This is a genomic window from Clostridium sp. CS001 (assembly GCF_020443565.1).
Classification (GTDB): Bacteria; Bacillota; Clostridia; order Clostridiales; family Clostridiaceae; genus Clostridium_AD.
In genome coordinates, this window is record NZ_JAIZZN010000004.1 from 68380 (window position 1) to 87042 (window position 18663).

Genomic DNA, 18663 nt, shown 5'->3' on the forward strand with positions numbered 1-18663 from the left:
TTAAAAAACCTCCTTACAATATCTGAGTTTACTTTTTCAATTTTTCTATTTCCTTATCCTTTATCTCTATTATCCTTTCGTATTTTGCTTCCATTTCAGTCCAATTTCTACTTAACATATTTATTAGAGAGGCCATTTCATCTGCACTACCTGCTATGCGATTAAATAGTAGTAGATTTAAAGCTAGCACTTCTGGAATTTCACTATGAGAATATCTTAATTGGTGATCAATTTCACCATAACCTTCCTCAAATATTGTCCTAACCTGAATCTCAGCTATAACCTTTTGACTAGTTGGAAAGAATTCAATCAAATAGTGCACAGACCTGTATCCTGATTTTCTAGAATGAATTTGAATATCTAGTTCCTCAAACCTTTTAGTATCATCACCTTCTCGAACGTTAGCAGTTATTTCAATTACTTTCCACGTACTACAAATGAAATTATGTATATCTTCCCAATCCTCTTTAAAAATATGTATTGCTCTAACACCTATTAAGTCATTTATTTCCTCTTTATAGTTTTCAGTAGTGAACTGAAATTCTGAGCCATACTTTTCTTTTCGTCCTGATGTCTTTCTAATTATCTTTTCTATTAATCTCTGGGGTTCTTTAACTCTAGACTTTACTGAATGTATTTTTTTATGTGTCCTAAGAGTATCTGCGATAAATCCAGCTTGACTATCGTAACTATTCCTATAGCTATTAAAGTCATTATAGATTTCATTTAACACCTCCCAATTTATTTCACTTTTAATAATATCAGCTTCTGTAATATGAGTTCCATTTAAGAAATCTTCTCTTATAAGCTTCATATTCAACCCCCTAATTAATATAATATATGTTGAATTTCCATGATTACAAACATTTCTCGTATACACTTATATTAAAATCAAGCTCAGTTGAAAGTTTAGAGGTATCATAGGCTTTTTCTCTCATAGTATTATCAAAAGTCCAATAATAAGGTGTCATTGTAATAAGACTCTTTATATCCTCACTATGTTCTAAATTAATATTGTACTTAACTAACCTGCGCTGAATTAATTTAAATCCCTCAAATATTGTTTCTTTTTCCTCATGCTTTCTAGCGTTTACATATAATAATTCCTTTAGCCCATATAAATGTTCTATGCCAGGAGTTACAACAACTAGCTTACCATTATCCTTTAGAATTCTGTTAAGTTCCGATTCATCTGAAGGTGCAAAGTTTCTGATAACAATATCTATAGTATTTGGCATTATAGGCAAGTTAAAATTACTTCCTACTATAAAGTTTATTTTTTTATCTCTTTTTGCTGCATAAGTAACTGCTGCTTTTGAAATATCCACCCCGAAGAAATTAAAGTTCTTAATATTAGCTTCCTTTGCATATATGGCTTCCTTTAACCTCCATAAAAAGTATCCCTCTCCACAACCGGCATCAAGTATATTAATGTTATTCCCATCTATATTTGATATTATTACCTGGTTCAATGCTTCAGAAAGGCCCTGATAATATCCTTTACTTAGAAAATTCTTACGCCCTTCCATCATCTCTTTACCATCACCAGGATCCTTTGTGCTTTTTTGATTCGCCAGCAACAGATTAATATGTCCTTTACTAGCTATATCATAACTATGATTATTTAAACATACATATTGTTTTTCTTGTTTTTTTAAAGCTAAATTACATACGGGGCATTTTAATATTGATTCCATGTTTTTTAATTCTCCTATATTTTCTATTGCCACAAGATCACAGCCTTCCTTAATTATACAACTTAATATTTAACTTTTGTAGATAAACAGGTTTTGTCTTTTTTTATTTTTTAAATTTAACTTAAATAAATTAGATTTCCTTTAATTAAAAAATATAATTTGTTATGTACTATAAGAACAAGAAAAATAGTGTATAATATATATATACTAATGAGAAAGTTTGGTGATGATAAAAATGAAACCTGTACTTATGTTTGTAACTGAATGGTGTCCATATTGTAAGAAAGCACTCAATTGGATGGATGATATAAAAAAACAAAATCCAGCATTCACTGATATTGAGATTAAAATAATTGATGAAGAACTTCAACCAGATATTGCAAAACAATATACTTATTATTATGTGCCTACCTATTATGTGGACGGTGTTAAAGTTCATGAAGGAGCTGCATCTAAAGATATTATTAATAAAGTATTTGAAGCAGCAATTAATTAAAAGTTTCTCTTAAGTGTCTTACGCCTTAATTATAAAACAAATTTGACTAATAAATTCTAATTTTAATAGTTTGGTCATTTTTATTGTAATTCACTTAGGAGTAATTTCCTATTGTTTTATTATCCTTAGAACTATTTAACTATTTTTAACTTTTATACTTTTATTTCTTTATAATGATTTATCTCTTGCAACTTTAGGTTAGAATATTCAATAGACTTTTTCATACCTATAATGTTTTTTCTCATTTCTGATATAACTTTTTTATCTACATTTATTCTTTTAGTATAGCCTTTTATTTCATTACATAGACTTTGTTTTTCTTCTCTAATTATCTCTTTTCTTTCGTTGCACCTTAATATTTTATTTTTTATACTTAACTCATTTGAATATTTCAAAAAAACTCTTCTATATCTTCTAATAAGTATATTTTTTATAAACTTAAATTTTTCTCTACTAATAAAAATATTAAGACTTTCTCTTAATTTTCTACTCTTCTGTTGCTCTTGTTTAAGAATATCTTCTACACTATTTATCTTTAGTTTAAGCACTTTAATTTCTTTTTTTGATGAGTTAATTTTATCTTTTAATTGCACTTGTTTCTTTTCATAATCTTCTATCTTAGATTTATTAATATTTATATTTACAAGAATTTCTTTTTCAATTAAATTTAAATTTTCATCTAAATCTTCTATCATTATCATAGGTAGCTTTAAAAATTCTAATAAATCTATTCTAGCTTTAGTTAATGTACAAATATTCCCTTTAAATTGCTCTAAATTAGAATTGTTAAGCTGCAATTCATTTATAATAGAATTACTGATTTCATTATCCTTTAATATGTATTTCACTGCTTTTATCCCCCTAAGATTTAATAATCTATCAATTTTAGCTTAAAGCATCTTTTTAAAAATAGCTAGTATTATTCTAATTATTTTTTAACTTCGAGCATAATTTTATTTATAATCTTTTAATATCACAAATAAATTGGTTTTCTTTACCACGTATTCAATTTAGATTGAAGGATATACTATTAGCATAGTCAACTAGCAAACATTAAACTTTAAAAAGAGGGAGATGTTAGTTATGTTAATCAATAGATTACCGGTACCTTTAAGCGTAGGCAGTATTGCTGGAGCAAAGAACGGAGACTATTTTTAAGTCCATATGAAATTTAAAATATGGATTAGTAAAGCCAATGATTGTTTTTAATAATCATTGGCTTTATGCTTTTTATCTTGTTGATTTAGTAGTTGGGGATTGTTGTCTTTCAGACTGAGCTCTGCCGTTTCTCCTAGGATGACTATCTGAGCGAGATTTTCCAGTGTTAGGTTTACGAACATTATTGTCCTTACTTACTATTACTGGTGTATTACTTGCAGGATAAGGATGTTCTTCTATAACTGGTATTGACTTTGATATAACCTTTTGAATATCCTTAAGGAATGGTTTTTCTTCTTCATCACAAAAGGAAATTGCAACACCACCAAGTCCTGCCCTACCAGTTCTTCCTATTCTATGAACATAAGTTTCTGGTATATTTGGCAAATCAAAATTAATCACATGAGATAATTCATCAACATCGATACCTCTTGCTGCAATATCCGTTGCTACTAACACTCTTGTTGTACCATCTTTAAAGTTATTTAAGGCAAGTTGTCTTGCACTCTGTGATTTATTTCCATGAATAGCTTGAGCTCCTATTCCTGAATTGTTAAGATCTTTAGTAATCTTATTTGCTCCATGCTTTGTTCTTGAGAATACTAAAGCAGAAATTATATCCTTGTCTTTTAACAAATGAATAAGTAAGGATTTTTTATCTTTCTTATCAACAAAATATACTGCTTGTTCTATAATTTCAATGGTAGATGAAACTGGTGTCACCGCTACTTTTACTGGATCCACAAGAATAGAATCCACAAGCTTTGAGATTTCTTGTGGCATAGTTGCTGAAAATAACATGGTTTGCTTAATTTTAGGCAGTTGCGCTATAATTTTTTTCACATCACGCAAAAATCCCATATCAAGCATACGGTCTGCTTCATCAAGTACAAACATTTCTACATGGTGTATGTTTATGAATTTTTGTTGCATTAAGTCAAGTAATCTACCTGGAGTTGCAATTAAAATGTCTACTCCGTCTCTCAATGCATCTGTTTGATTTTTTTGTGATACTCCACCAAAAATAACAATATTACTAAGATTCATATGTGCACTATAGGCCGTAAAGCTTTCTCCTATTTGAATTGCTAATTCTCTAGTGGGTGCTAGTATTAAGGCTTTTATATTTTTAGGTCCTTTTATAACCTTTTGTTTTCCACAAAGAATTTGTAATATAGGTATAGCAAACGCCGCTGTCTTTCCTGTGCCTGTCTGAGCACAACCTAAAAAGTCTTTTCCGCTAAGTATTGGAGGAATTGCAGCTTCTTGTATAGGTGTAGCTTCAACATACCCTTCAGTTTGTAAAGCCTTCTTTATTGGTGTAATAAGATTTAAGTCTTGGAATAACATTTTTTCTCCTTTGGAAGTGGTGCCTTGAAATTTAAATGTCACAAATCACTCATATCCTGTTATGAATTTTATTGAAAATTGGAAACAACAACTTTCTTCCATGATTATATTGCATCTAAGAAACCACTATTATTAGTGATATGAGTTTTATATCTAGGCTGATTAATCTTCATTTAGCTCCGACTTTGTAGGTCTTTGATGTGTAAATAAATATGTTTCATTTATATCAACTTCAATTTTATAACTATTCAATTGAAACATTGGTTGCACTCATATTTTCTAATTATAACATATTTTAAGCACAGGTGCCACCCACGTGGCAAGTGGCATGTTTTGCCACGTGGGTGGCACCTGATGTCCTTAAATTTTTCTTATAACCTTTTCATTATATAATTCAATGTTATCTTTTATTTCGCCTAATTTTCTATCTACGATGCCCGCTTCCCCAATATGTTTAACAATAGCTTCCGTTGTAATCTTAAGTGTTTCATCCACATTAAAAATTTTGCTATTCATATTTTTAATATTTTCCTTTTGAATACATAATATATCCATTAATCCTTTTACTTCCTGCTCTACTCTTTCTACCGAGAATAAGCTGTCCTCTATTTTGTCAATGGCCTCTATAGATGTCTTAACACTTTGTCCAATAACATCATTAGACTTAGCTGAATTACTAAGAACTACTCTTGTTTCGTCTTCAATATTTCCAATTAAACTAGAAATATCCTTTGTGCTAATTTTAGTCATTTCAGCAAGCTTTTTTATTTCTCCGGCAACTACTGAAAATCCTTTTCCTTGTTCCCCTGCTCTAGCAGCCTCTATTGCTGCATTTAAAGCTAAAAGGTTAGTCTGAGTTGCTATATTAGTTATAAGTGCAACCACTTCATTTACTTTGCTAAACTTCCTTGCTAGTTCCTTAATGTTGTCTGTATTGCTTTTATTCTCTTTTTCTAAGGACTGAATTATTTCTGACATCTCCTCAATAGCTTTTTTACCTTCATTGGATTTCCTTACTGTATCTTCTGTAATACCAATAAGTTTGTTGCCCTCTGCATATAAACTATCAGTAGATGCATTGGTGCTACTGGTTAAATCACCAATTACATTCATATGATTTTTTATATTCTCTGTAAGGTCATCTAAAACATCATGCTGAGCATTAACTACATGATTTTGTTCTAATGTATCTTTTAATAGCTTGTTCATTGAATTAATAAAACCAGTAGTTTCATGTTTAAAATCATTTTGTTTTTGTATTCCTTCCCCTGTATTCTCAATTTCTATTGCTTCTATATCCTTTAGTTTTTTATTTTTAATATTAAACATTGCTTTCACCATCCATAACTTATTATAACTGAACCGTATTAATTTAATATAAAATTCTATTTATGTACATCAATACTGCTTTTTATATTTGATTCTATGATCAACTTAAAATTCTCTATGGCTAATTGTATTATTTTTTACAATAATTTGATGTGATTTAGGTCACAAGATAATTATAAAACTTATAGATTATAGCAACGTGAATATAAATAGTGATTTACCATACACTATAGCTACAAAAATATTTTATTCGAATAAGGAGTGATTTTATGAATGAGAGCTTTAATTTTCCTATGAATATACCTGATCAAAAACAAGATAAACAACCAGGTTTGGAAAGTCTCATGAACCCAAAACCTATTTTTGAAAACCCAAATTGCATAGGTTCTGGCAGATTAATAAGCAAAGTTGCCCTAATCACAGGTGGTGATAGTGGCATTGGAAAAGCCATTGCCTTAGCATATGCCAGGGAAGGTGCAGATATAGCTATAGTGTATCTTGATGAACATGAAGATGCGACGGAAACAAAAAAATTAATTGAAGCTAAAGGTAGGAAATGTATTTTGCTATCTGGAGATATAGGCGATGATACCTTTTGCATTGATGCAGTTGCCAAAACAATAAAAGAATTTAACAAGATAGATATTCTTATAAACAATGCTGGAGAGCAGCATCCTCAAAATAGTATAGAAGATATTACAAAAGAGCAACTAGAAAAAACCTTTAAAACCAATATTTTTGCTATGTTTTATATGGTGAAAGCTGCATTACCGCACTTAAAAGAAGGTTCTACAATTATAAATACTTCTTCAATTACTGCTTATGAGGGACACAAAACTTTAATTGATTACTCATCAACTAAGGGAGCAATAGTTACTTTTACTCGATCTTTATCGCTTTCTTTAGCGAGTAGGAAAATACGTGTCAACGCTGTGGCTCCAGGCCCTATTTGGACACCTCTTATCCCATCTTCCTTCAGTGCAAATGAAGTTGGTAAGTTTGGGAAAAACACTCCTATGGGAAGGCCAGGTCAACCAGTTGAATTAGCTGAATCCTATGTGTTTTTAGCTTCTGAGGGTGCCTCTTACATAAGTGGCGAAACTATTCATGTAAATGGTGGAGTAGTTATAAATGGATAATCTCCGCTAATGTATGCCACATAGTGAGTAGTATATTTTAAAACTTGCCACTTGCCACTTGGGTGGCACTTGACATGCATGGCATCTCTGGCATGATTATCCACACATATAATAATGACGCACAGGTAATTATATATATCAAAAGTATTATGAAAATGTAATTTACCTTTATAGATTTCTCAAGTTTTTTTAATAACATTACTAACTTTTAAAAGAGGAGATATTATTATGAGAAAAAGATTTATTTTAATCCTTTTTATTAGTTTACTTCTTCTTACTCAAAAAACACAGATGACTTTAGCAGTAAATGCTCCTTTAAATAATGAAGATAATAATATTTACAATGTGACAATGAAGCAAGATCTACTATGCTTATTGATAGCTTATCCTGAATTTATTACAAATATTGAACAAGATAATGGATATGTATATTTAGTAATGAAATCTGGGAAAAAGCTAAAATACGATGATAAAACAAAAAAAAATGCACAAGAAAAACTAGCAAACCCGGACCTCCAAGACACCCTTGAGCAATTTTATCCATTATCAGAAGTTAAGAATATCATGGAAGAAAACTTTGATCCTGGTCGCTCTAGATGCTATGGATTATTGTCAGAGGTTTATGGAACATCAAAACAAACTATAGAATCTAACCTTAAAAAAGTTAATGTAGGATATGGCAACTATCAATTTAATAACAATAATAATGCAGCACGTTCTCTAGCAAATGTAATGAAAGAATTAATTCCTTTGTCCCAAAGAAATCCAAATGTAAGAAAGTGTCTTTTACCATGTAGCGGAACCTTTAATTATCGTGTAATTTCAGGTACAAGTAGATTAAGTCCTCATGCTTTTGGAATCGCTATTGATCTTGCTAGTGATAAAAGAGATTACTGGAAATGGGCGTCGAAAGATGAAGGTGGAAAGAGATTAGCCTCATATCCAAATGAGCTTGTGGAGGTTTTCGAAAAAAATGGATTCGTTTGGGGTGGGAAATGGTCACATTTTGATATTTTACATTTCGAATATAGACCTGAATTTATTTTAAAGGCTCGTTATTTTAAAACTAATGTAGATTCTAAAAAATACTGGTACGAAAGCCTACCCTTAGATGAAGTGACAATAAAAAATGCTGTGGAAAAAATCGAAACACTAATAAAGCAATAGGAGTATAATATTATGAAATATTTCGCGATGAAAAAATTACCACAATTAAAAATTAGATTGATTTTATTTATCATACTTCTTTTATTCATGCATCTATATACTACTAATTATGTTTATGCTATTACTGATGATTCAAAAGAAGAAGTTTCTAGTTATATAGAACAGGTTTTTCAAAGCAGGAATAAAGCTATTCTTAGTGGAGATTTAGAATTAATAAAATCTTTTTATAACATGAAGACAAAATACGGTGTTTGGGCTTACGAACATGAAAAAAGAAAGGTGGACTACATTCGTAATTGGCAAGAAAAACAAGGAATTAAATTTATAGATATTGCACCAACTGTAATAATAAAAAAAATCAAAGATAGTCCTGATAATTTTTCTGTTTACTTACTGTGTTCAACAGAATATAAATATGTATATGATGATCAGCCAGAAGTTGAAAATATCTCACGAATTGGTACCTACCACGTTTTACAGCTTACAAACAAAGATGGCTCATTAATAATATCTAAAGAATGGTATAAGGATCCTTTTGCAGACTCCCTATACTTAGATAATACTAAGGCAGATTCCATAAAAAGTTATATACTATCTCAAAGCAAAAGAGATTTATCCACCATAAATAAAAGAAGACAGGGCGCTATTATATATGCTGATAAATATTGCGGAGCTGCAAGCACTTCAGAACATGAGTATATGTATAACAAAAAATACAGGGACTATAATTCTCAAGGTGGTGACTGTGCAAACTTTGCATCTCAAGTTCTTTTTGAAGGTGGTAATTTCAAAAAAAATCATTCTTGGAACTATGACAAAGCTGGAGCAACAGGTGCCTGGGTCAACGCAGATATATTTAAAAGATATATGATAAACAGTGGAAGAGCATCAGTAATTGCTTATGGTAGTTACGACAAAGTATACAAGGCTAGTTATAAGCTACTTCCCGGAGATTTTGTTGCCTATGAAAAGAAAAATGACATAACCCATATCTCTGTTGTGACCGGTGCTGACTCTAGAGGATATTCCTTGGTTAGCTGTCATAATTCAGATAGAAACAAAGTACCTTGGGATCTTGGCTTTAGCGACAAAAGTATTAAGTTTTGGCTAGTTAAAGTTCACTATTAACAAAACTTACTTATGAAACATGAATATTTATCTTCAAAAAACAGTAAATATGTAATCATTTTAACTTATAAAATAATTCATATTTACTGTTTAATTATTTAAAATTAAATCTCCATAATGATTGGAAGAATAATTGGTCTACGATTTGTTTTTTCATATAGATACCTCTCAATGGCTTTTTTTATGTTAGATTTTATTACATACCATTCAATAACTTTGTTATTTAAACAATTATTAATTTCTTTCCTAACAATTTCTTTTACTTCATTAATCAAAGCATCTGATTCCTTTACATATACAAATCCACGAGTTATTATATCTGGCCCTGCAATAATACTATAAGTTTCACGCTCTAAGGTAACAACTACAGTAACCATACCATCTTCTGCTAAGTGCTTCCTATCTCTAAGCACTATATTCCCAACATCTCCAACTCCAAGACCATCTACATATACAGATCCAGTATGTACCCGTCCAGATACTTTAGCTTCCTCCTTTGAAATTTCTAAAACTTGCCCTGTTTCTATGATAAATATATCTTTCTTCTCCATACCCAGTTTTTCTGCCAATTTGCCATGTTGCCTTAAATGTCTATGCTCACCATGGATTGGCATAAAATATTTAGGATGAGCCAATGTATGAATTAATTTTAATTCTTCTTGATAAGCATGCCCTGATACATGAACTTCTTCTAAATCCTCATAAATCACTTCTGCTTCTTTTTTAAATAGCTCATTTATTACTTTAGATATAAGTTTTTCATTACCTGGAATTGGCGATGCAGAAATAATATACAGATCTTCTGGCTCAATACTGATCTTTCTATGAGTACCAAAAGCTATTCTAGCAAGCCCTGCCATAGGTTCGCCTTGACTACCAGTAGTTATTATTGTAATGTTACTACTGGAATAATTGCGAATTTCATCTATACCAATAATATAATCTTCTGGTATATGAAGATATCCAAGACCTATTGCTACTTGTGAGGTGTTCTCCATGCTCCTCCCACTAAAAACTATTCTTCTACCATTTTTTACAGAAGCATCTGCAATTTGCTGCATTCTGTGAATATTTGACGCAAAAGTGGCCACTATAACTCTTCCCTCAGCGCTAGAAATTATTCTGTTTAGGGTCTTTCCTATAGATTTTTCAGAAATTGTATGTCCCTGACGTTCCACATTTGTACTATCTGCCATAAGGAGTAGTATACCGTCCCTGCCTAAATTTGAAATACGTTCAAGATCCATGACTAATCTATCTATTGGAGTATAGTCTATTTTGAAATCACCGGTATGTAATATAACACCAAGAGGTGTGTGGATAGCAATGGCACAGGAGTCTGCAATGCTATGTGTAACCCTTATGAATTCAACTGTAAAATTCTGCAGATTTATGCTTTCTCCAGCATTTATATTGTGAAGTTCACAACTTGAAAATATACAGTGCTCCTTTAGTTTATTTTCAACTATCCCTAGAGTTAACTTTGTGCCATAAATAGGTACATTCAATTGCTTCAAAATATAGGGTAGTGCTCCTATATGATCTTCATGCCCATGAGTTAAAAAAATACCTTTTACTTTTTCTTCATTATTCTTTAGATAAGTTATGTCTGGAATTACTAAATCTACACCATACATCTCCTCATCAGGAAAGGATAGACCACAATCTATAACAATTATTTCATTCTCATACTCAAAGGCAGTTATATTCTTACCTATCTCCCCAAGGCCACCTAAAGGAATTATTTTTAAATTTTCTTGATTTTTCACTTAAGTCTCTCCTTTATTCATATAATTTATATTATTGATTTCATTTTCTTTATTTTGCCTTGTATTATGAAATTAATACCTTCTTTACTACAAAATCAAAATAACTATAAGCGCACATTGAAAAAAAGTACATAACATAAAATTATTTTTAACTTTTCTGGATATTTAACAGGTTTTTTAACAAAACTAAAAAGATATAGGCTCACAAAAATATTCTAAAGAATACTAAAAGAATTAATGAGTATCCTAATAGTAAGAACTACCACTAACCTAAAGAAATAGCGGGTTCATGTCCATTTTATAAAATTGTTAAAACAAAAAAGTATAAGGAGTTGTAATTTTATGAAAACTGAAGATCAAATTAAATCAGAAGTTACAAGGCAGGTTATTGACAGTATGAAAACAACATTAAATGAAGAGTTAACCCAAGTAGAAAAGGAGTTTGAGGATGCTTACAAAAGTAAGATTGAGCAAGAAATACAGTATACATTAGAACTTGCAGAAAGTGGACTTCAAAATAGTTCAAGCAAAACCATAAAATCTGAAAACAAAAAAGCACTGCAACAATTAGATAATATAAGGATTGAGAAATTGAAAGTTGAAAATAAAATAAAGACATTAAATGAATTTGAAAATATATAATTATATAAGTTTATTGTCGAAAACTTATATATATCTGGTATAAATCTTTTATGCCATTAAATGCAAATTAATAAAAGCCCATGAAATCACGGGCTTTTATTATACTATGTTTTTATATTTTATTCAAAATCAAAAACCCTATTTACATATTTGCTTAATAAGTCAATGGATGCTTGCGTATCCTTCATGTTAACAAAACAATTTGGTCCGTGTACATACCTTGTTGCAACTGATATTCCAGCAGCACGCACACCAAAGTTAGATCTATTAATAGCACCGGCATCAGTGCCTCCACCATCAATAACATCTAATTGATATTTTATAGTGTTTTCTTCACAGCATTTTACCATTTCTTCCACAAGATATTCATTGCATATTACTGAGCCGTCAGAAACTTTAATTGCTGTCCCCTCACCTAAAGCAGAGCTTACCATTGGTGCCTCTGGGAAGTCATTAGCCACTGTCACGTCTATTGCTATGCCTAAATCAGGGTTTATTCTCTCAGCTGCAACAGTTGCACCTCGGAGTCCTACCTCCTCTTGTACTGAAAATACAAAATATAGATCATTGTATGGATTTTCTATTTTCTTTAATGCTTCAATCATTATATAGCAACCTATTCTGTCATCTATAGCCTTTCCAGTAACGTTGTTATCCTTTAACTCTAGGTATTCACCGACATAAGATGCCACATCCCCAACCTTCACGAACTTTAATGCTTCTTCTTTTGACTTCGCACCAATATCCACATATAGCTTTTTAATATCATTTTTAACATCCTCTATCTTAGCAGAATTTGAAACGATACCTACGGTTCCATTTCTAAACATAATTCTATTCATAATTGTAGCGGTAACAGGAATGCCTCCAAGACCTCTCACCTTTATTAAACCTTTATCATCTATCTTTACAACCTGAAAACCGATTTCATCCATATGAGCGGATGCCATTATCTTCTTTTTATTTTCCCCATTCCCTTTTTTAAAAACAATCAAGTTACCAAGGGCATCCACAGTTACTTCATCCCCGTATCCTTTAACCATTTCCTTTATTATCTCTCTTATTTCTTTTTCATATCCACTTACCCCAAATGCTTGCGTTAATTTACTCAGTGTCATATTACTTTTTCCCCCTTTTGACTAATGATTTTGAATAATTATACTATTTCTACAATAATACAATATTATCATGTTTTTTATTCTGTTGCAACTTAATGTCAACTACTCACCACCTAAGAGGATGGGAGAATCCACACCATAGGAGGTTGAATTTAATAGGCTTACACTTAATAATTGACCAAATTAACGAATGAGTGTTATTATTAACTGAGTTAAATTGATTATTTTAAAAAATATATTTGGCAGGTGATAAATACATGAAGCAATGCGGTTGTAGTACTTGTAACGATACTCTTTGTGCTAAAAAGGTACCTATCTTTTCCTTTCTTTCAGATGAAGACATAAAAAAAATTGTAGATATGACTGGGCATAATTTCTACAAGAAAGGAGAATTGCTATGTAGTGAAGGTGAAAAATCCGATACTTTATTTATAATAAATGAAGGAGGAGTAAAGCTATCAAAGCTTACAAAGGATGGCAAAGAGCAAATTGTCCATATCTTTACTAGTGGAGATTTTTTTGGAGAATTAAGCCTTTTTAGCAATAATGAAACTTATAATTTTGACGTACATGCCATATCGGACTTAAAAGTATGTACTCTTACAAAACAAAACATGGATGAAATCCTTATGAGGAATCCTAAAATTTCTTTAAAACTACTTCAAGTAATTACAAATCGTCTTACACAAACCGAGAATCTAGCTCAAAATCTTGCTACAAAGGATGCCGAAATTCGTATTGCTTATATGCTTTTGCAGTTTGCTGAAAAATATGGCGTTGAGACTAGCCAAGGGCTACAAGTGAAGTTACCAATAAATAGAGAAGAGATGGCAAATTATGTGGGAGTTACAAGGGAAACCATAAGTAGAAAGCTTAGCATATTTGAAGAATTGGACATTATAAGTCTTAAGGGTAATAAGTTATTAATTATAAAACAATTAGATATGTTAAAATCCTATGTGGAATAGCGATTATAGTAAAAGTGCGAAGTCATAATAACATCGCACTTTTCTAATCAGCCACTTATCCCTCAAATTCCTCTGGGAACTCTGCATTATGATAAACATCTTGAACATCGTCGTCATCTTCAAGCATATCTATGAGTTTCTGAACTTTAACTGCCGCCTCCATGCTAATAGGTGTCATGTTATCTGGTATCATTGTAAGTTCTGCTGATGCAAATTCAAATCCAGCAGCTTCTAATACTTCTCTTACTACTCCAAAGTTTTCCACAGCTGTGATAATTTCAAACATTTCTTCTTCTGCATTGAAATCTTCAGCACCTGCTTCAAGTGCCATCATCATTATTTCATCTTCATCCATAGCTTCTGTTCTTTCTATAATGATTTGTCCTTTTTTAGCAAACATCCAGCTTACGCATCCTGATGCTCCCATATTTCCACCACATCTATCAAAAGCATGCCTTACTGTTGCCACACTTCTGTTTTTCTTATCTGTTAGTGTATTAACTACTACAGCAACACCTTCTGCTCCATAGCCTTCATAAACTATTTCTTCATAGCTTACACCTTCAAGTTCCCCAGAACCTTTTTTAATTGCTCTAGTTATTGTATCTAGTGGCATATTATTAGATTTTGCTTTTGCAACTACATCTCTAAGTTTAGCATTAATTTCTAAACTAGACCCGCCATTTTTAGCCGCCATTATTAATTCTTTACCTATCTTTGTGAATACTTTCCCTCTTTTTGAATCTACTTTGCCTTTTTTAGCTTGAATATTATGCCACTTTGAATGTCCTGACATTTGAAATCCCTCCCAAATACTATTTTATATATTAAATGTTTTTTAACCACGCCTAATAAATAGTAATATTTCTATGAATTAGCTATAAGAGCACTACATTTCCCATTATAGCATAGACATAAAGTATTTTTCAAATAAAAAAAGTATAATACTTTTTCTATAGATTATAAAGTTTATCCTTTACTATTCATACAATCTGTTTTCCATCTTAAAATACATTTTTAACTCATCTTCTTCAAATAAAGCTTTTCCTGAAGTAACTGAAATTATTTGTGACTTTAATTTTTCTAAGTAAATAAACTCACAAAGTATTTTAATCTTTACCTTATCAGTGTACTCTATATTTTCTATGTGAATATTTTCTTGAACACATAAATATTGTAGCTTCCCCAGTAAATCGTATTCAACCACCACTTCAAGCAAAATGCCCTTAACCTTTTCCACTATTCCTGCTTCTTTAATGGCTATGGATGTACCCTTAGAATATGCCCTTGCAAGACCTCCAGTTCCTAGAAGAACTCCCCCAAAGTATCTTGTAACTACTACAATCACATCCGTAATATTATTTTTCTTTAAAACCTCTAGCATAGGTATCCCTCCCGTGCCCTGAGGTTCACCATCATCACTATATCGTTGTATCCCTCTGTTTTCGCCAATCATATATGCATATACATTATGCCTAGCTTCCTTGTGAAGGCCTTTAATCTTTTGAATAAATTCTTTAGCCTCATCTTCGCTTTCAATTCTTTTCGCATGTCCAATAAAAGTAGACTTCTTCTCTACAAATTCAGCCATTGCTTCATCTTTTATCGTAAAATAACTCATATAAATTCTCCTATCTATATTTGTTCCATTATGAGTAAAAACTTCTCTGCAGCGTCAATTATATACTTTTTATCTGTTATATATTTTTCATCTGTATTATTGTATATATGTTTTATCGTTGAAATAGCTTTTTCACTTTTTATTTTACCTAAAGACTTTATTGCATAACTTATAACTTGAGGGTTTTCGTCAGAAAGAGCCCTAATTAGAGCCCCTTCAGCTCTGATATCTTCCATTTTTCCCATTGCTGAAATCGCCATTCTCCGTACATTTACGTGTTTATACACAGAAGCTTTAATTAGAACATCTAAACAAGATAATTCTTTTAATTCTCCTATAATCCAAACTGCAGCCTCTTTGTCTTTAGGTAGCATATCCCCATAAGTAGTTTTTATTAATTGAGTTAGCTTATTTTTATTATCTTCTTCTAATGAATTTAAAAAATAAATTTTATCTTCTTTCCCTGCTTTAGCAATGCTCTTAAAAAGCTGAGAAGTATCATTGCTTTGCACTAAAAACCTATATTTTATTTTGCCTTCTATTATGTGTTTTTGCACAATAGCATTATCTAAACTTCTAATTCTGCATATTGCATCCATTGTTTTGCCCTCTAAAAATAAGAAATAAGATATCTCCTCATCAGAGTATTTATCAATGCAATTCCAATCAATGTTCACAAGCCCAACCTTCAAAAAATTATCACCTTACCTTGTAGCTATTTTTTATATAATTAACATTTATATATTTGTCATGTTTAGATACATAACATTTCTGAAATGATTTTAATCCCTTGTTCTATTTCTAGTTTTCGTGTTTCTGAAAAACTTAATCTAAAATAATTATTGCCTTCTTGTGCATTCTTATAAAATAATACTCCTGGTGTAATTAATACTTGCTTATTTTTACATTTATAAAACAATTCCATTGAGTTAATTTTAACATCCGAGGCTATCTTAAAATAAAAATGAATTCCTCCTCCAGGGGTATAGTAACTAACTTTATTTTCTAAATACTTCTCTATACACTCTATCATAAAGTCATATTTCTCTTTATATGCCAGGTTGAGGTAGCCCATGTGCTTTTTCCATAGATCTTTATTTATATATAAATCTAAAGCGCGCTGCATAAGACTAGACGTTGATATATCTGTATTAATTTTTGAGTTTTGAATATGTTCTTTGCACTTTTCTGGAGATATCATATATCCTAGCCTTATTCCTGGAAGAAATATCTTAGAAAAACTCTTTATATAAATAACCCTATCATATTTGTCTAAACTTTTAAAACTGTTATATTTCTTATTGTCATATATTAACTCAGATAGATAGTCATCTTCAACGATATAAAAATCATATAATTCTGCAAGATCTAATATTCTTAACTTTTTTTCTATACTATATGTAGCTCCTGTAGGATTTTGAAAATAACTCATAGCATAAAAACATTTTATTTTATTCTTTTTTAGTATATCTTCAAATTGCATTAAATCTATTCCATCTTCTAATATATCAACTTCAAATATATTAGCTCTCCTCCATTTAAACACAGTTAAGGCCCCACCATAAGTTGGCTTTTCTATAACTACATTGTCATGAACATTTATTATAGATTTTGCTACTATATCAATACCTTGTTGAGCTCCTGAAACAATAAGTATATCTTCGGCATTTACCTTATTTCCCCAAAAGAAAGTACTTATACTGTTTCTAAGTCCTTCATATCCCAAGGACTCCTTATAAGCAAAAGCCTCTGCACCATCTCTATCCAATACTTCATTTAGCACATCTTTAAATACTGTTACAGGAAAAAACTCACTACTGTTGGTTTCTCCAGTAAAATCCGCATACTTTTTAAGGTCTTCTCCAGAAATCTTTTTCAAAGTGTTAGAATATTCCTTCTTAAACTTAATGTTTGTATCTCTTCTTTTTGCATAGGTACCACTACCCATCTTTTGATAGGCATATCCCTCAGCTTCAAGCTTCTTGTAAGCACTAACTATAGTAACCTCATTAACTAGTAGCAACTTTGATAGTTTCCTTATTGATGGTAATTTCTCGCCATCAGCCACACTATTTTCATCAATCATTTTTTTTATGTGCCTTGATATTTCTATGTATTTTGGAATATCACTGGTAAGTATCATTTCAAATTTATGCATGTCTTCACCATTTCCCTTTGAGGATATTAAATATAGTACACATTTTGTTTAAACATTGTTCTATTGTTATCAAGTTTAAAATCTCTGCTTTCCTTTTTAATAATATCTCTTTCAAATAGCTTACAAAGCAATTCTTCCATATCAATATCAAAATCTTTAAATAAATCTTCTGCCATAATCTCCTCAGCACTGAGGAACTTATCTTTTTCTCTCATATAATTTAAAAGCACACTGCAGTTACCTTTTATGCTTGAATTTATACTTTCTTCTAAGAATCTCAGGGTCTCGTCAATAGTTTCAGATATATTTGATTTTTCAAAGAATAACTTATCAACGCAAAATTTAAGTTCTTCATTTAAATTAAGTGCCATGGTCATAACATCCTTACTAATCATATATCCGGATGTGTTAACAAATAGCCTTGAATAGCCCTCAATACATCTAATAGCTGCACTATATGAAGTGTATATAGCATTACTTGATAAATACTTTTTGCATACTCCTATATCCTTTAAAAGTTCCCCTAAAAAACTCATTCCCCAGCGCTCTCTATCAATATCCGGAAAAAATCTACCACCATCAAATCTTACTGTAATATCCATATCTTTTGAAAATACTAATCTTGAAGATGAAAAAATCCTGTGCAAATATCCACCCTTTAGATTGTGTGTGTAAATTTGTATAAACTTCTCCTTACTCATGAGTTTAATGTGAACTGAAACTCCCCTTTCTTCAGTATAAATATTTCTAATCTTATCGAAGTCTTCCTTTACAATTACAAAAAGGTCTATATCTGAACCTTCCCATAAGTCACCCGTAACCATACTTCCGTAAACCATTACTGATAAAACAGACTCATCACTCCGTACCCTATCTATTACACTATTAAAAGCTTTTTGATATTGCAAAATAGTTTTTGTCAT

18 protein-coding genes are annotated in these 18663 nt (G+C 30.9%); 6 read left to right on the top strand and 12 right to left on the bottom strand.

Annotated elements, in window-relative coordinates; all coding sequences use genetic code 11:
- Nucleotides 1-28: 28 nt before the first annotated feature.
- Both LGK97_RS04335 and LGK97_RS04340 read right to left on the bottom strand, forming a co-directional pair.
- Nucleotides 29-820 carry a RelA/SpoT domain-containing protein gene (locus LGK97_RS04335; protein WP_226258519.1) on the bottom strand — a complete coding sequence of 264 codons (792 nt, stop codon included), beginning with the start codon at nucleotides 818-820 and terminating at the stop codon, nucleotides 29-31.
- 37 nt (nucleotides 821-857) lie between these two features.
- Complete coding sequence (locus LGK97_RS04340; protein WP_226258520.1) at nucleotides 858-1730, bottom strand: putative RNA methyltransferase; 873 nt, start codon at nucleotides 1728-1730, stop codon at nucleotides 858-860.
- A gap of 202 nt (nucleotides 1731-1932) precedes the next feature.
- On the opposite strand from LGK97_RS04340, the gene LGK97_RS04345 reads away from it, so the two are divergent.
- Nucleotides 1933-2193: a glutaredoxin domain-containing protein gene (locus LGK97_RS04345; protein ID WP_226258521.1), complete on the top strand. Its 261-nt coding sequence runs from the start codon at nucleotides 1933-1935 to the stop codon at nucleotides 2191-2193.
- Nucleotides 2194-2345: 152 nt separating this feature from the next.
- On the opposite strand, the gene LGK97_RS04350 is transcribed toward LGK97_RS04345, so the two are convergent.
- The 3 genes from LGK97_RS04350 to LGK97_RS04360 form a co-directional block, all read right to left on the bottom strand.
- Nucleotides 2346-3041, bottom strand: a complete 696-nt coding sequence (locus LGK97_RS04350) for a hypothetical protein (RefSeq protein ID WP_226258522.1) — start codon at nucleotides 3039-3041, stop codon at nucleotides 2346-2348.
- Between the two features lie 382 nt (nucleotides 3042-3423).
- Nucleotides 3424-4701, bottom strand: a complete 1278-nt coding sequence (locus LGK97_RS04355) for a DEAD/DEAH box helicase (protein WP_226258629.1) — start codon at nucleotides 4699-4701, stop codon at nucleotides 3424-3426.
- Between the two features lie 360 nt (nucleotides 4702-5061).
- On the bottom strand, nucleotides 5062-6030 hold the full coding sequence (locus LGK97_RS04360; protein ID WP_226258523.1) for a methyl-accepting chemotaxis protein: 969 nt from the start codon (nucleotides 6028-6030) through the stop codon (nucleotides 5062-5064).
- Nucleotides 6031-6299: 269 nt separating this feature from the next.
- Between LGK97_RS04360 and LGK97_RS04365 the strand changes: the two genes are divergently transcribed.
- From LGK97_RS04365 to LGK97_RS04375, 3 genes are all read left to right on the top strand, one after another.
- The gene (locus LGK97_RS04365; RefSeq protein ID WP_226258524.1) at nucleotides 6300-7169 is read left to right on the top strand and encodes an SDR family oxidoreductase; all 870 of its coding nucleotides are present in this window, start codon (nucleotides 6300-6302) and stop codon (nucleotides 7167-7169) included.
- 228 nt (nucleotides 7170-7397) lie between these two features.
- Nucleotides 7398-8336, top strand: coding sequence for a M15 family metallopeptidase (locus tag LGK97_RS04370; RefSeq protein WP_226258525.1), 939 nt, complete (start codon nucleotides 7398-7400; stop codon nucleotides 8334-8336).
- A 12-nt stretch (nucleotides 8337-8348) separates the two neighbouring features.
- Nucleotides 8349-9464 carry an amidase domain-containing protein gene (locus LGK97_RS04375; protein ID WP_226258526.1) on the top strand — a complete coding sequence of 372 codons (1116 nt, stop codon included), beginning with the start codon at nucleotides 8349-8351 and terminating at the stop codon, nucleotides 9462-9464.
- Nucleotides 9465-9568: 104 nt separating this feature from the next.
- Here LGK97_RS04375 and LGK97_RS04380 read toward each other — a convergent pair whose 3' ends face one another.
- A complete protein-coding gene (locus LGK97_RS04380; protein ID WP_226258527.1) occupies nucleotides 9569-11233 on the bottom strand; it encodes a ribonuclease J in 1665 nt (554 codons plus the stop codon).
- A gap of 342 nt (nucleotides 11234-11575) precedes the next feature.
- Here LGK97_RS04380 and LGK97_RS04385 point away from each other — a divergent pair, with 342 nt between their 5' ends.
- The gene (locus LGK97_RS04385) at nucleotides 11576-11875 is read left to right on the top strand and encodes a hypothetical protein (protein ID WP_226258528.1); all 300 of its coding nucleotides are present in this window, start codon (nucleotides 11576-11578) and stop codon (nucleotides 11873-11875) included.
- 119 nt (nucleotides 11876-11994) lie between these two features.
- Here LGK97_RS04385 and LGK97_RS04390 read toward each other — a convergent pair whose 3' ends face one another.
- Complete coding sequence (locus tag LGK97_RS04390) at nucleotides 11995-12993, bottom strand: M42 family metallopeptidase (RefSeq protein WP_226258529.1); 999 nt, start codon at nucleotides 12991-12993, stop codon at nucleotides 11995-11997.
- 257 nt (nucleotides 12994-13250) lie between these two features.
- Between LGK97_RS04390 and LGK97_RS04395 the strand changes: the two genes are divergently transcribed.
- Nucleotides 13251-13961: a Crp/Fnr family transcriptional regulator gene (locus tag LGK97_RS04395; RefSeq protein WP_226258530.1), complete on the top strand. Its 711-nt coding sequence runs from the start codon at nucleotides 13251-13253 to the stop codon at nucleotides 13959-13961.
- A gap of 55 nt (nucleotides 13962-14016) precedes the next feature.
- Here LGK97_RS04395 and LGK97_RS04400 read toward each other — a convergent pair whose 3' ends face one another.
- The 5 genes from LGK97_RS04400 to LGK97_RS04420 form a co-directional block, all read right to left on the bottom strand.
- Nucleotides 14017-14757, bottom strand: coding sequence for a YebC/PmpR family DNA-binding transcriptional regulator (locus LGK97_RS04400; protein ID WP_226258531.1), 741 nt, complete (start codon nucleotides 14755-14757; stop codon nucleotides 14017-14019).
- A gap of 183 nt (nucleotides 14758-14940) precedes the next feature.
- A complete protein-coding gene (locus LGK97_RS04405) occupies nucleotides 14941-15582 on the bottom strand; it encodes a YigZ family protein (protein ID WP_226258532.1) in 642 nt (213 codons plus the stop codon).
- Between the two features lie 14 nt (nucleotides 15583-15596).
- On the bottom strand, nucleotides 15597-16274 hold the full coding sequence (locus LGK97_RS04410) for a HEAT repeat domain-containing protein (RefSeq protein WP_226258533.1): 678 nt from the start codon (nucleotides 16272-16274) through the stop codon (nucleotides 15597-15599).
- 62 nt (nucleotides 16275-16336) lie between these two features.
- Nucleotides 16337-17740: a PLP-dependent aminotransferase family protein gene (locus LGK97_RS04415; RefSeq protein ID WP_226258534.1), complete on the bottom strand. Its 1404-nt coding sequence runs from the start codon at nucleotides 17738-17740 to the stop codon at nucleotides 16337-16339.
- Nucleotides 17741-17766: 26 nt separating this feature from the next.
- Nucleotides 17767-18663: a nucleotidyltransferase domain-containing protein gene (locus LGK97_RS04420; protein WP_226258535.1), complete on the bottom strand. Its 897-nt coding sequence runs from the start codon at nucleotides 18661-18663 to the stop codon at nucleotides 17767-17769.